Source organism: Sphaerisporangium rufum (genome assembly GCF_016863395.1).
Taxonomy (GTDB): Bacteria; Actinomycetota; Actinomycetes; order Streptosporangiales; family Streptosporangiaceae; genus Sphaerisporangium; species Sphaerisporangium rufum.
On record NZ_BOOU01000017.1, the window covers coordinates 16470 to 29767 of the forward strand.

10 protein-coding genes are annotated in these 13298 nt (G+C 73.5%); 2 read left to right on the forward strand and 8 right to left on the reverse strand.

Going from position 1 to position 13298, the window contains the following annotated elements; translation table 11 throughout:
• Positions 1-26 precede the first annotated feature (26 nt).
• From Sru01_RS06520 to Sru01_RS06540, 5 genes are read right to left on the reverse strand one after another with little or no spacing between them, the layout of a single operon-like run.
• Complete coding sequence (locus Sru01_RS06520; protein WP_203982959.1) at positions 27-2087, reverse strand: sensor histidine kinase; 2061 nt, start codon at positions 2085-2087, stop codon at positions 27-29.
• The gene (locus tag Sru01_RS06525; RefSeq protein ID WP_203982960.1) at positions 2077-3399 is read right to left on the reverse strand and encodes an amidohydrolase family protein; all 1323 of its coding nucleotides are present in this window, start codon (positions 3397-3399) and stop codon (positions 2077-2079) included. The genes Sru01_RS06520 and Sru01_RS06525 overlap by 11 nt, the downstream gene beginning before the upstream one ends.
• The gene (locus Sru01_RS06530) at positions 3387-4208 is read right to left on the reverse strand and encodes an energy-coupling factor transporter transmembrane component T family protein (protein ID WP_203982961.1); all 822 of its coding nucleotides are present in this window, start codon (positions 4206-4208) and stop codon (positions 3387-3389) included. The genes Sru01_RS06525 and Sru01_RS06530 overlap by 13 nt, the downstream gene beginning before the upstream one ends.
• A 4-nt stretch (positions 4209-4212) precedes the next feature.
• Positions 4213-4776 carry an ECF transporter S component gene (locus Sru01_RS06535; RefSeq protein ID WP_203982962.1) on the reverse strand — a complete coding sequence of 188 codons (564 nt, stop codon included), beginning with the start codon at positions 4774-4776 and terminating at the stop codon, positions 4213-4215.
• On the reverse strand, positions 4773-6440 hold the full coding sequence (locus Sru01_RS06540) for an ABC transporter ATP-binding protein (protein ID WP_203982963.1): 1668 nt from the start codon (positions 6438-6440) through the stop codon (positions 4773-4775). Before Sru01_RS06540 ends, Sru01_RS06535 begins: the two co-directional genes overlap by 4 nt.
• 460 nt (positions 6441-6900) lie before the next feature.
• Here Sru01_RS06540 and Sru01_RS06545 point away from each other — a divergent pair, with 460 nt between their 5' ends.
• Positions 6901-7719, forward strand: a complete 819-nt coding sequence (locus Sru01_RS06545; RefSeq protein ID WP_203982964.1) for a tyrosine-protein phosphatase — start codon at positions 6901-6903, stop codon at positions 7717-7719.
• A gap of 16 nt (positions 7720-7735) precedes the next feature.
• Here Sru01_RS06545 and Sru01_RS06550 read toward each other — a convergent pair whose 3' ends face one another.
• Positions 7736-8776 carry a Gfo/Idh/MocA family oxidoreductase gene (locus Sru01_RS06550; RefSeq protein WP_203982965.1) on the reverse strand — a complete coding sequence of 347 codons (1041 nt, stop codon included), beginning with the start codon at positions 8774-8776 and terminating at the stop codon, positions 7736-7738.
• Positions 8773-9678, reverse strand: coding sequence for a proteasome assembly chaperone family protein (locus tag Sru01_RS06555; protein WP_203982966.1), 906 nt, complete (start codon positions 9676-9678; stop codon positions 8773-8775). The genes Sru01_RS06550 and Sru01_RS06555 overlap by 4 nt, the downstream gene beginning before the upstream one ends.
• A 264-nt stretch (positions 9679-9942) precedes the next feature.
• On the opposite strand from Sru01_RS06555, the gene Sru01_RS06560 reads away from it, so the two are divergent.
• The gene (locus Sru01_RS06560) at positions 9943-10866 is read left to right on the forward strand and encodes a 4-epi-cubebol synthase (protein ID WP_203982967.1); all 924 of its coding nucleotides are present in this window, start codon (positions 9943-9945) and stop codon (positions 10864-10866) included.
• A gap of 109 nt (positions 10867-10975) precedes the next feature.
• Here the strand turns inward: Sru01_RS06560 and Sru01_RS06565 are convergent, their stop codons facing one another.
• A complete protein-coding gene (locus tag Sru01_RS06565) occupies positions 10976-13108 on the reverse strand; it encodes an ATP-binding protein (RefSeq protein ID WP_203982968.1) in 2133 nt (710 codons plus the stop codon).
• Positions 13109-13298 lie beyond the last annotated feature (190 nt).

Sequence of the window (13298 nt, forward strand, 5' to 3'; positions counted from 1 at the left end):
GCGGGCGGGCGGCGTGCCGGGCGTGGTCAGGGACGCCGGGCGGGGTCGGCGGGCCGGGGATCGGAGCGGGCCGGGGACGGGGGCGCGGCGGGCTCGTCCGGGCCGGGCGCGACGAGGCCGTGCGGGAGCAGGACGACCGCGGTGATCCCGCCGTAGGGGGAGCGGCGCAGCGAGACGGAGATGCCGTGCCGGGTGGCCAGCCGGCTGACCACGAACAGGCCGAGCCGGTCGCTGTCGGTCAGGTCGAACTCCGGCGGGTTGGCCAGCCGGCGGTTGAGGTCCTCGCGGTCCTCGGCCGACATGCCGAGCCCGCGGTCCTCCACCTCGATGACGAAGCCGCGGCCGACCTGCTCGCCGCGGACGTTCACCCGGGTGCTCGGCGGGGAGAAGACGGTGGCGTTCTCGATCAGCTCGGCGAGCAGGTGGATCACGTCGGCGACCGCGGTGCCGAGCAGCGAGGCGCCCGTCATGGGGAGCACGGTCACCCGGGTGAAGTCCTCCACCTCGGCGACGGCGCCGCGCACCACGTCGTGCACCGGCACCGGCTTGCGCCAGGCGCGACCGGCGGGCGCGCCGGACAGGATGATCAGGCCTTCGGCCTGGCGGCGCATGCGGGTGGTCAGGTGGTCGAGCCGGAACAGGTCCTCCAGGGCGTCGGGCGCGCCGGTCTTGCGCTGCATCGCGTCCAGCTGGGTGAGCTGGCGGTGCAGCAGCGACTGGTTGCGGCGGGCCAGGTTGCGGAAGACCAGGTTGATGCCCTTACGCAGCTCGGCCTGGCCGACGGCGGCCTCGATCGCGGTGCGCCGGACGGTGGAGAAGGCCTGGGCGACGTCCTTGACCTCCAGGGTGGTGCTGGTCACCGGGATGGGCGGCGCCTCGCTCTCCACGTCCACGTCCTCGCTCGCGCGCAGCCGGGCCACCACCCGGGGCAGCCGGACGTCGGCGAGGTCCAGCGCCGCGCTGCGCAGCCCGGCCAGGTCCTCGGCCAGCCGGCGGCCGAGCCGCACCGACAGCACCACGGCGAGCAGGATGGCCACCAGGCCGAGCCCGCCGGCGATGACGATCTGCGCGATGATGGCGCCGGCCGCCCCCTCGGTGCGTTCACCGATCTCCGCGGCCCGGTCGGCGACGAGCCGGTCCACGCGGCCGCCCAGCGACCGGACGAGCGTCGGCCAGCCGCGCGCGTCCTCGACCGGGCCGCTGCCGGCGATGACCTGGTTCTCCATGGCGGTCAGCCGCTGGTAGTCGGTGGACTCCATCAGGTCGTCGAACGGCGCCCGCAGCTCGGCGTCCAGGGCCTGCAGGCCGCTGCCGAGCAGCAGCCGGCGGCCGGCCACCGTCTGGGCCATCAGGCGCTGCTCCTCGCTCGTCACCGCCCGCTGCCCGGCGGCCGCGGCCATCACCGCCTCCTCGCGGGACAGCAGCTCCCGGGCGCGGACCACCCGCTGCAGGCCGGCCGCCCGGCGGTACAGGTCGATGTCCGGCACGGTGACCAGGTCGTCGTACATCCGGAACAGCGCGTCCTGCACGGCGCTGTAGTCCTGGATCACCCGCATCCGGGTGGTGGCGCGGGCGTCCACCTCCTCGCGGACGGCGTCGAGCCGGCCGAGCGCGGTCTCCAGCGCCTCGCGGCTCGCCACGACCTCGGGTCCGGTGGCCGACAGCCCTTCCAGCGAGGTGGCCCGCTGGTGGAAGAGCCGGACGGCGGCGTCGGTGCGCTCGCGGGCGCCCGACAGGGTGGTCCCCTCGGCGGCGGAGCCGGTGGCGACCAGCACGGCCGACAGCCGGCGCTCCTCCTGGACGTGCCCGGCGAGGTCGGCGGCGGGCGCGGCCACCTGCTCGGCCAGGGTGGTGGCCCGGCGCAGCTCGAACAGCTCACCGACGATGTTCCCGGTCATGAAGGTCCACAGCGCGATCAGCGCCACGATCAGCAGGCCGAGCAGCGAGTAGAGCTTGAAGCGCAGCGTGCGGCCGGCCGGTGCCTGCCCGGCGCCCGGGCGGGCGGGCAGGCGGTTCCATAAGGCGCGGGCATCGCCGGCCGGGCCGGGCGCGGCGCCGGCGGGATCGGATGCCTGGTCAGTAGCCACGGTGCGCCTCCGGATCGGAAGTGGTCAGGTGCACGCGCCCGGAGTCGTGGGCGCCGGTGACCGTGGCGACGCACCGCCCCGGACCGTCCTCGATCAGCGTGCGGTAGGGATCGCGCTCGCCGGGGTCCACGGCGAAGACGGCGAAGTCGCACCGCGCGCCCGGCTCCAGGCTGCCGACCCGGCCGGGGCCGGTGGCCAGGCCCAGGGCGCGTGCCCCGCCGTCGGTCGCCGCCTCGAACAGCCGGCGGGCCAGGTCGGGGCGGCGGTAGCCCTGCTCGCGGGCCAGCGCGAGCAGCACCCGTACGTCCTCCAGCACGTCGAGGCTGGGGGAGGAGGCCAGCGAGTCGGTGCCGACCGCGATCGCGCTGCCCTCCTCCAGCAGGGCGGCGACCGGCGGGCCGTCCAGGCCCAGGGTGCGGTTGGAGCGCGGGCACAGCGCCACGCTCACCCCCCGCGCGCGCAGCAGCGCGCGCTCGTCGCCGTCCAGGTGGACGCCGTGCGCGACGTGCAGGTCAGGGCTGAGCAGCCCGAGGGTGTCCAGGAAGGCGACCGGGCCCTGCCCGGTGCCGCCGGCCCGCAGGATCTCGAAGTCGAAACCCAGCTCGCGGACCAGCCGGGCGATCGGGCCGGTGCCCGAGACGGTGTACTCGCGCTCGTGCACCGACTCCAGCAGGTGGATGTGCTGGCGCAGCCCGAAGCCGCGGGCCAGCACGGCGAGGTCGGCGAGCACGCCGGTGTCCAGCGTGTAGGGGGCGTGCGGCGAGATGCCGATGGCGCCGGTGCCGCCGGCGCGCACGCCGGCGAACTGGCGGACGGTGGAGGTCAGGTGGTCGCGCCCGGTCTTCGCCCAGCTGGCGTCGGTGTCGCCGAGCACCTCCAGGTAGGAGACCCCGGCCAGCCCCGCCTGCTGGCGTGCGGGCATGGCCTCGATGTCGGTGACCACGTCGGCGATCGCGGTGGTGCCGTGGCGTAGCGCCAGCAGCGCGCCCTCCCGGGCGCTGCCCGCCCAGTCGGCGCCGGCCGAGGAGAAGTACACCGAGTCGAAGGTCGTCGACCAGTCCTCGAAGGAGTCGTAGTACTGGCGGCCCACCTCGGCCATCCGGGTGAACTGCAGGTGGGTGTGCGCGTTGACCAGACCGGGCGTCATGACGCCGGGCCAGCGCAGTTCCTCGCCGCCCGGGAACCGGGCGAGCACCTCCCGCCGGGGCCCGGCCGCGACCACCCGGCCGTGGCGGACCGCGATCGCGCCGTCCGGTATCGGCGGGCGGGTGACCGGGAGGACCAGCGGCGCGGAGTGGATCACGGGACCCATACCGCCCCCGTGAGTCCGAGGAACTTCGCGACGACCATCGCTGCGGCCACTACGGCGAAACCTCCAAGTGTCAGAAGATCGGTGCGGTCGAAGGAGAGTTCTCGCATCCAGGTCCGGTGGCGGCCGCCGAACCCGCGCAGGTCCATCGCGTTGACGGTGTCCTCGGCGTCGATGAGCGCGTTCACCGTGAGCGGGACGACGACCGGTCGCAGGCGCAGCAGGCGCTTGACCGGGTTGCGGCTGCGGCCGTGCTCGTAGCCGCGCACCCGCTGGGCGTCCAGCGTCTCGTGCAGGCTCGCCCAGGTGGAGGGCAGGAACCGGAAGGTGAGGTCCACCCCGTAGGCGAGCCGCTGGGACAGTCCGAGCCGGGCGAACGCCACCCCGAGGTCGGAGGGCGCGATGTTGAAGGCCACCGGAAAGCCGATCATCGCCAGGGTGACGTACCGGACGAAGAGCGTCGCCGAGTAGGAGAGCGTGGCCCAGGTGATCGGCGAAGCGGTGACCGGGACGGTGAACAGCACCTCGGCGGACGGGTCGGAGCGGCTGTCCGCCGAGGTGATGATGCTGTTCACCACCACCAGGATCGTGGTGAAGGCGAGCATGAAGGCCCAGTTGGCCCGGACGTCGCGCCAGGGGATCCCCGCGGCGCGGTAGTAGGCGACGGCGAGGACGGCGCAGGCGAGCATCGCGCGCAGGTCCTCCACCCCCGCCACCGCCACGAGGTAGAGCACGGGAACGAGCAGGAGCACCCGCGGATCGCGGCGGCTCAGCGCGGACCCGGCCCCCAGGTAGCGCGGCGTGACGTCCACCTGGTTACCGCCCGGTCCGCTTGGCCAGGGGCTCCCAGATGGCCTCCAGGGCCGGGGTGAGGATGACGACCGCGATGCCGTTGGCGACCAGCGCGGGCAGGTAGTTGATGGTCAGGAAGGTGTTGAAGTCGATGCCCTGCACCCAGATGTCGGTGATGACGAACAGCATGCCGAGGGCGGTGGCGACCAGCGAGCCGATCGCGACGGCGACCAGGCGCACCGCCTCGTTGGCGATCGGCGGCAGGTAGGCGAAGATCAGTCCGGCCAGCGCGCCGACCAGCCCGTTGGCGACGCTCCAGTTCCAGTAGGTCAGGCCGCTGCCCTGCAGCAGGTCGATGACCATGTTGCCGACCAGGCCGGTGAAGAAGCCGGCGATCACGCCGAACTGCTTGCCGAAGAACGGCACCAGCGCGAACGCGGGCCGCACGGCCACACTCTGGGTGCCGGGGATGAGGAAGCTGAACAGGCCGAGCACGGCGTACAGCGCCGCGCCCACGGCGCCGAACACGACGGTGCGGGTGGAGATGGCGAAGACCGGCTCGCGGGAGACCGGAGCGTCTGCTGTCATTGCGAGGTGGTTCCTTCCTGGGGGGATGGGCTGGAACGTGCGCTGAGGGCGATCCGCCGGGCCAGCTCGAAGGCGTGCGGCACCGGCCCGGACGGCGGCAGGTGGTCGCGGGCCGCCCGCACCAGCCCGGTGGCGCGCATGCCGGGGCGCGACCACACCGCGGCGTCGCGGGCGAGCGCGGCGGGGGTGGCGTCGGCGACGACCCGCCCGCCGTCGATCACGATGACCCGGTCGGCGCGGGTCAGCGCGAGGTCGACGTCGTGGGTGATGAAGTAGACGCTCTCCACTCCGTCGGCGGCCAGGGCGTGCCCGATCAGCTCGGTGGTGGTGCCCAGGTCCTGCCCGGCGGTCGGTTCGTCGAGGATCAGGGTGCGCGGGCGCATGGCCAGCGCGAGGGCCACGGTCAGCCGCCGCTGCTGGCCGAACGACAGGGTGCGCGGCAGGCGGTCCATGATCTCCGGCTCCTGGTCCAGCAGCGTCGCGCGCAGCGCCGCCGCCGAGTCCTCGGCGATCTTGGCCGGCTCGCGGCCGAGGTTGTGCGGGCCGAAGGCCAGTTCCTGGCGGACGGTGGCGCTGAACAGCGCCTGGCCGGGGTTCTGGAAGACGTAGCCGAAGGTGGTGGCGAGCGCGGCCACCGTCTGGCCGGCGACCGGGACGCCGTCGGCGAGCACTTCGCCGCGGGTGGCGGTGACCAGTGCCATGGCGGCGCGCAGCAGGGTCGACTTGCCGGCGCCGTTCGGGCCGAGGACCGCGACCCGCTCGTGCGGGCCGAGCGCGAGGTCGACGCCGGCGAGCACGGTGCGGCCCGGATACCCCAGGGCGGCCTGCCGGTAGGCCAGCCGCGGGGCCGGGGCCGGTTCGGGCGGCACGCCGGACACCGGCGGAGCGGGCATGGCGGGCAGCTCGGCGGCCCGGTCCAGCAGCGCGGCGAACGGCAGCCTGACGTGGGCGACCGGCGCGGCGCGCAGGAACCCCGCCACCGGGCCGCGGTAGGCGGTGCGGCCGGCCTCCAGGTAGAGCACCTCGTCCGGGGCGAACTCCAGGATGTCGTCGACGCGGTGCTCGACCACCACGGCGGCGCCGCCCTCGTCGACGAACCGGCGCAGCTCGCCGAGCAGCCGCAGGCCGGCGGCCGGGTCGAGGTTGGCCAGCGGCTCGTCCACCACCACGACCCGCGGGCGCATCGCCAGTACCCCGGCGAAGGCGACCATCTGCAGCTCGCCGCCGCTGAGCCCGGCGGTGGCGCGGTCCAACAGGTGTGTCAGGCCGAGCCGCCCGGCGACCTCGGTGATGCGGCGGCGGATCTCCTCGCGCGGCAGCCCGAGGTTCTCCGGGCCGAAGGCGATCTCGGCGGCCACGGTGGTGCCGACGACCTGCCGGCGCGGGTCCTGGAGCATCGTGCCGACCACGGTGGACAGGTCGCGCAGCGTGCGCCCGGCGACCGGCCGGCCGTCGACGTTCACCTCGCCGGTGATCTCGGCGCGGTAGGCGTGCGGGACCAGGCCGTTCAGCAGGCGCAGCAGCGTGCTCTTGCCGCAGCCGGAGGGCCCGGCGACCAGCAGCAGGCGGCCGGGGTCGACGGTCAGGTCCACCGGGCCGAGGGCGGTCCGCCCGGTGGAGAGGTAGCGGACGCTCGCGTCACGGACCTCGATCAGCGCGGTCATGACGGAGTGCCTACCCTCTCTCGACTCTCGACGTGCCGCGAGCGTTGCGGCCCTTCACACCTGGTCTACGTCCAGAGGAGATTAAAGAGTAGATCGTGCACACAGCGCAATTCCTGATTAACGTTCAACTTTTTACCGGCCACCCGATAAGCAAATCTTTCGGGCATCAACCCACCCGGTGCTACGCGGCGATGAACTTTGTGTTACGCCGTTTTATTCGGACATCTTGCTGATTAAACCCCCAAAAGGTATGGCATAGTCGATTTCCGGCTAGCCGCTACCGGGGTAACGGCTGGCCGCACCCTCGGCGGGACTCGGCCGCCAAGGCCGCCGGGGCCGCCCGGGCCGGGCGGCCGGCGGGCCGGTGCCGCGCCGCGCGGGTGGCCGGACGGCCACATTTGCCGCGCCGGTCGTACCCCATTCTTCGATTGGACATTTGGCCCATATAGGCTGGGATGTGATGAACGAGCTGACGAGGTGGATAGCGCTGGACGGCGCCGTGAACGTGCGGGACCTCGGGGGCCTGCCCACGGCCGGCGGCGGGACGACGAGGTTCGGGCAGATCATGCGCTCGGACAACCTGCAGGGGCTGAGCGAGACCGACGTGCGGCGGCTGGTGGACGAGCTGAAGCTGCGCGACGTGGTGGACCTGCGCTCGAACGCCGAGGTGCACCTGGAGGGCCCCGGCCCGCTCACCCGGGTGCCGGAGGTGAGCGTCCATCACCTCACCCTGTTCGCCGAGGGCGGGCGGCACACCGACGTGGAGGCCGACACCGCCGGGGCCCGCGACGTGCGCATCGACGCCGCCCGGGTCCTGCCCTGGCAGGGACGGCGTGAGGAGGACGAGGCCGAGATCCGGGTGCTCGGCTTCTACTACGCCTACCTTCGCGACCGGCCCGACTCGGTGCTCGCCGCGCTGCGGGTGCTCGCGCACGGCGAGGGCGCCGCGCTGGTGCACTGCGCGGCCGGCAAGGACCGCACCGGCGTGGTCTGCGCGCTCGCCCTGTCGGTCGCCGGGGTGACCCGCGAGGCGATCGTGGCCGACTACACCGCCACCGGCGAGCGGATGGAGCCGCTGCTGAGCCGGCTGCGCGCGAGCGACACCTACCGCGACGACCTCGACTCGCGGCCCGCCGACAGCCACCTGCCCCGCGCGGAGTACATGGAGAACTTCCTGGGTGTGCTGGACGAGCGGCACCAGGGCCCGCTCGGCTGGCTCGGCGAGCACGGCTGGACCGGCGAGGACACCACCGCGCTGCGCTGCCGCCTGCTCGGCTGACCCGGCCGCGAGTGGCTCACGTCGCCGGCGGCTCCAGGGAGACCACCCGCCGCTCGGCGGCCGAGGTGCGGGCGGCGTGCAGCACGGCCGCCGTCTCGGCCGCCTCGGCCGGATCCACCGGCGGCGGCGCGCCCGTGGTGAGGCACGCCACCACGCCGGACCAGAACTCCGGGTAGGCGCCCGGCTCGGTCGGCACCGGACGGGTGCCGCCGTCCACACCGAGCGAGCCCCAGTGCTCCGGCGACTCGGCGCCCCAGCCGGGCCCGCCCGGCCGCTCACCGGCCCGCAGCCGCTCCTCCTGCGGGTCCAGGCCCCACTTGACGTACGCCGCCCGCGAGCCGAGCACCCGGAACCGCGGCCCGAGCCGGCCGGTGACCGCGCTCATCCACAGATGGGACCGGGCGCCGCCGGCGTGGGTGAGCGCCACGAAGGTGTCGTCGTCGGCGCCCACCCCGTCCCGGCGCACGTCGCATTCGGCGTAGACGCCGGTCACCGGGCCGAGATAGCGCAGCGCCTGGTCGACCAGATGGCTGCCCAGGTCGTACAGCAGCCCGCCCATCTCCTCCGGCCCGCCGTTCTCCCGCCAGCCGCCCTTGGGCACCGGGCGATACCGCTCGAAGCGCGACTCGAAGCGGTGCACCTCGCCGAGATCCAGCCCGCGCAGCGTGCGGAAGTCGCCGTCCCAGCGGCGGTTCTGGTAGACGGTGAACATCACGCCGCGCTCGCCGGCCAGCCGGGCGAGCTCCAGCACCTCCGCGGCGGTGGCGGCGGCCGGCTTGTCCACCACCACCGGAAGCCCGGCCGCGAGCGCCTCGGTGGCCAGCGGCACGTGGGTGCGGTTGGGCGTGGCCACCACCACCAGGTCCGGCCGGCGGGCGAGCAGCTCGGCCGCCGACGCCACCACCTCGGCGCCGGGGTGGTCCCGCCTGATCCGCGCGGCGCGCCCGGCGTCCCGGGTCACCACCGCGGCCAGCCGCAGCCCGGGCGTGGCGGCGATCAGCGGCGCGTGGAAGAACTCGCCCGCCGTGCCGTACCCGACCAGGCCGACGCCGATCACGACTCGCGCTCGTCCCGCTCGGCCAGGAACCGCTCGAACTGCGCGGCCAGCTCGTCGCCGGTCGGCATCGGCGCGTTCTCGGCCATCAGGTTCTCCCGCTCGGCTCCCGCGGTGAACGCGTCGTACTGCTGCTCCAGGCCCTTGATCGCGGTGGACAGCTCGGCCGAGGCGACGATCTGCTCCTCGATCTCGGCCGTGGTCTTCTCCGCGGCCTCGCGCAGCCCGTCCAGCGGGAACAGCAGGCCGGTGCTGAGCGCGATCGCCTCCAGCGCGGTCACCGCGGCCCGCGGGTACTCCGCCTGCGCCAGGTAGTGCGGCACGTGCACCGCGTAGCCGCGCGCGTCGTGCCCGCGCGCGCCGAGCCGCAGCTCGACCAGCGCGGCGGCGCTGCCGGGCACCTGGATCCGGCCGAACGGGCCGCGGTCGCCGGGCAGCAGCTCCGGGCGGGTGCCGTGCGCCGTCACGCCGAGCGGCCGGGTGTGCGGCGCCGCCATGGGGATGCCGTGCGTGGTGACCAGCCGGGTCACCCCCAGCCGGGTGACCAGCGAGCCGACGGCCTCGGTGAACAACTCCCACTCCCGGTCCGGTTCCGGCCCGCTCATCAGCAGGAACGGGGTTCCGGCCAGGTCGTGGACCAGATGCACGGCCAGCTCGGGTGCCGCGCACTCGACCCAGTGGTCGGTGTCGAAGGTCATCACGGGGCGCCGCGAGCGGTAGTCCAGCAGGCGGTCCACGTCGAACGTCGCCACGACCCGGTGCTCCAGCTCCGCGAGGAGGTGGGCCAGGGCGAGCCTGCCCGCGCCACCGGCGTCCACGAAGCCGTCGAAATGGTAGAGCAGCACCGGATCGGACAGCTCGGGCACATCGCCGCCGAGCCGGTAGAGATCCGTCGGGTCGAACACCTCGAGTCCGCCTTTCTAGTCGTCTCTCATGAGTGAACCTACGGGATGCGCCGGGGATTCCGCTGGGCGGGTCGTCTACCCGCGGCCGGCCGCGGTGCACCTCACCGGGCACATCGGACGGGCGTGAACATCACGCGGGAAGCGACCGGGCGGCCGCCGGCGGTCGCGGTAGTTGTTATGGACGTTTGTTGCAATGATGGGCAGATGGCTGATTTAGCGGCGCCGAAATTACTCCTCCCGCCCCTGTCGTCTCCGTTTCCCTCCTTGATCAGCCCGTACGCCGACCAGATCGACACGGAGACCTTCGCCTGGCTGTCCGCCACCGGAATGATCACGGAAGCGGCCGAGCTGGAGCGCTACCGCGAGGCCCACTACGGCATGCTGGGCGCGCGCACCTACCCCTACGCCGGGCCCGGCCCGCTGCGGCTGGTGACCGACTGGTGCGTCTGGCTCTTCGCCTTCGACGACGCCTTCTGCGAATCCGACCGCCGGGCCGCCGAGATCGCCCGCGCCCTCCCGCAGCTGCTCACCGTGCTGGACGACCTGGAACCCGGCGCCGCGGCCGGGGACCCGTTCGCCGTCGCCCTGCTCGACATCAAGGGGCGGGTGGCCGCCGCCGGTGACGCCGACCAGCTCGACCGCTGGCGCGCCGTCACCAAGGACTACCTGTTCGCCCAGGTCTGGGAGGCGGCCAACCGGGAGGACGCGGTGGTGCCCACCTACGGCGACTACATCTTCATGCGCCGCCGGACCGGCGCGATGCTGACGGTGTTCGCCCTCATCGATGTGGCCACCGGCCGGCCGCTGACCGGTGACCAGTGGCGCGATCCGGCGGTGCGGGCGATCACCGAGCACGCCAACGACGTGGTCGTCTGGGACAACGACCTGCTGTCCTACGCCAAGGAACGCGGCGGGGTGAACCACCGCAACAACCTGGTCAGCGTGCTGGCCCGGCACCGGCACCGGTCCATCCAGCACGCGATGAACCAGATCGGCCGGATGCGCGACGAGGCCATCGCCCGGATGGTGGAACTGGGCGCCGGGCTGAAGGAGCTGGGCTCGCCGGCGGTCGACGCCTACGTGCGGGGGCTGGAGCACTGGGTCAGCGGCAGCGTCGCCTACTCGCTGACCAGCAGCCGCTACACCCAGGCCTGGCACGAGGTGCGGGTGCCGGTCGCCGGGCGCTGACCGGCCGCCGGGACACCGTTCACGGCAGCGGGCACGGCAGCGGGCACGGCAGCGGGCACGGCAGCTGGCACGGCGGCGGGCACGACACCGTTCACGACACCGGCAGCGGCTAGGACACCGGCTCGGTCCCCTCGGGGGGATCGCCGCCGGTGTCCAGCTCGCCCATGGCGTAGCTGACCGCCTCCTCGAAGTCCATCATCGAGCCCTGCTGGTAGGCGGACAGGTACGCCTCTTCGCCGAGCAGCCGCTTGCACTCCTTGACGCAGTTCTCGTGCTCGGTGCCGAAGAACGGCGAGCCGAGCTGCGGCAGGCCGAACAGCTGCCAGTTGGCCTGCGCCCCGCCGAGGATGCGCGCGGCGCGCCCGGGGTCGCCGAGGTCCAGCGCCAGGTTCGACAGCGTCTCCATCGCCAGCACCGCGCCGAGCACGTCGTGGAAGTGCCGCTTGATCCGCAGCGACTCCTGCGCGCTGAGCACCGCGGCGTCCGTGCGGCCGGTCATCCGCTCGATGACCGAGGTGGCCCACACCGCGTACGAGCGCAGCCACAGCTCGCCGCGCTCGGTGCACAGCTGCCGGCAGTCGCGCAGCAGCGACTCGGCCTCGGTGAGCTCGTTCTGCTGGGTGAGCGCCACCGCCAGCTCGACGATCGCCGGCAGCAGCCCCGGGTTGAGCTCGCGCCCGCTGCGGTGGAACTCGATGGCCACGCCGAGCAGCGCGACCGCCTTCTGCAGGTCGCCCTGCAGGAACGCGGCGGTGCCCTGCATCTTGGTGGCCAGGATGACCGCGATGGAGTCGCCGACCCGCACCGCGTCGGTGGCGCACTGCTCGGCCGCGTCCAGCGCGCCGGCGGTGTCGCCCTGCGCGCTGCGCACGTAGGACAGCACCCACAGCGCCTTGCAGCGTTCCTTGCTGGGCTGCGGCGAGGCGTGCAGGGTGCGCTCCAGGTAGAGCCGGCCCTCGCGGGCGAAGCCGCAGGCCACCCACATGTACCAGAGCGAGGAGAGCAGTTCCAGGCCGGTGCGCGCCTCGGCCGGGTCGTGCAGGCAGTAGTCGAGCGCGGCCCGGATGTTGTCGTGCTCCTGGCGCATCCGCCCGAACCAGTACACCTGGCGCGGCCCGGACCACGAGTGCTCGCCGCGCTCGGCCAGCTGGAGGTAGTAGTCGCGGTGCCGCCGGCGCACCCAGTCGGTCTCGCCCAGCTTGTCCAGCCATTCCTTGCCGTAGTGGCGCAGCGTGTCGATGAGCCGGTAGCGGACGCCGGAGCGGTCGTCACCGCGCAGCAGGATCGACTTCTCCACCAGGCCGGCCACCAGGTCCATGACGCTCTCGGCGGGCAGGTTCTCCCCGGCGCACACGTACCGGGCGGCCTCCAGCTCGAAGTCGCCGGAGAAGATCGACAGCCGGGCCCACAGCAGCCGCTCGGCCGGCTCGCACAGCTCGTGGCTCCAGCCGATCGCCGCGCGCAGCGTCTGGTGGCGTGGCAGCGCGGTGCGGCTGGCCCCGGCCAGCAGGCTGAACCGGTCGGTGAGCAGCGCGAGGATCTGCTCCACCGACAGGGCGCGCAGCCGGACCGAGGCGAGCTCGATGGCCAGCGGGATGCCGTCGAGCCGCCGGCACAGCTCCGAGACGGCCGTGATGTTGTCCTCGTCCACCACGAAGCCGGGCACGACGGCCGAGGCGCGCTCGGCGAACAGCTGCACCGACTCGTTGAGGAACGGGCTGCCCGCGTCGTCCTCGCCGGGCAGCAGCAGCGGCGGCACCGGTACGGTGCGCTCGCCGGGCACCGACAGCGACTGCCTGCTGGTGGCCAGCACGCGCACCTGCGGCGCGTTGCTCAGCAGCCGCTCGGCCAGCTCCGCCGCGGCGGCCAGCACATGCTCGCAGGAGTCGAGGACCAGCAGGATGCGGCGCGGGGCGAGCCAGTCGGTGAGCGTCTCGATCTCCGAGCGCGCCGACTGGTCGGCGATGCCGAGCGCCCCGTTGACGGTGTGCGCCACCATGGTGGGGTCCTGCAACCGGGACAGGTCGGCGTACCAGACGCCGTCGGGGAACTGGCCGGCGATCTGGTGCGCGATGCGCAGCGCGGTGCGCGACTTGCCGACGCCGCCGATGCCGGTCAGCGTGACGTGCCGGGCCTCTTTGAGCCGCTGCCCGATCGCGGCCAGCAGCCGCGTGCGCCCGACGAAGCTGGTCAGCTCCGCGGGCAGGTTTCCCTCGCGCCGCCATTTCGCCGGCGTTGCCATAAGCCGCCTCACGGGGGGTCGGTCCGGCGTGCTGCCTGCTCCCGCATCGTACCCATCTCACCGATGCCTGTCCGGCCGCTTGTCCGCTCTGCGTCATATGCGGAATATGTGGGGAATGCGGAATGTGTCGAAGATGATGGTAGACCGCAGCCTGCATTACATCTGGGAGGAAAACGGGAGAGTCTTGGCC

Bases quoted from the DNA above. Each gene is read 5' to 3' on its own strand.
- Sru01_RS06525 (WP_203982960.1), bottom strand. From the start codon at position 3,399: ATGGGTCCCGTGATCCACTCCGCGCCGCTGGTCCTCCCGGTCACCCGC.
- Sru01_RS06535 (WP_203982962.1), bottom strand. From the start codon at position 4,776: ATGACAGCAGACGCTCCGGTCTCCCGCGAGCCGGTCTTCGCCATCTCC.
- Sru01_RS06540 (WP_203982963.1), bottom strand. From the start codon at position 6,440: ATGACCGCGCTGATCGAGGTCCGTGACGCGAGCGTCCGCTACCTCTCC.
- Sru01_RS06545 (WP_203982964.1), top strand. From the start codon at position 6,901: ATGAACGAGCTGACGAGGTGGATAGCGCTGGACGGCGCCGTGAACGTG.
- Sru01_RS06565 (WP_203982968.1), bottom strand. From the start codon at position 13,108: ATGGCAACGCCGGCGAAATGGCGGCGCGAGGGAAACCTGCCCGCGGAG.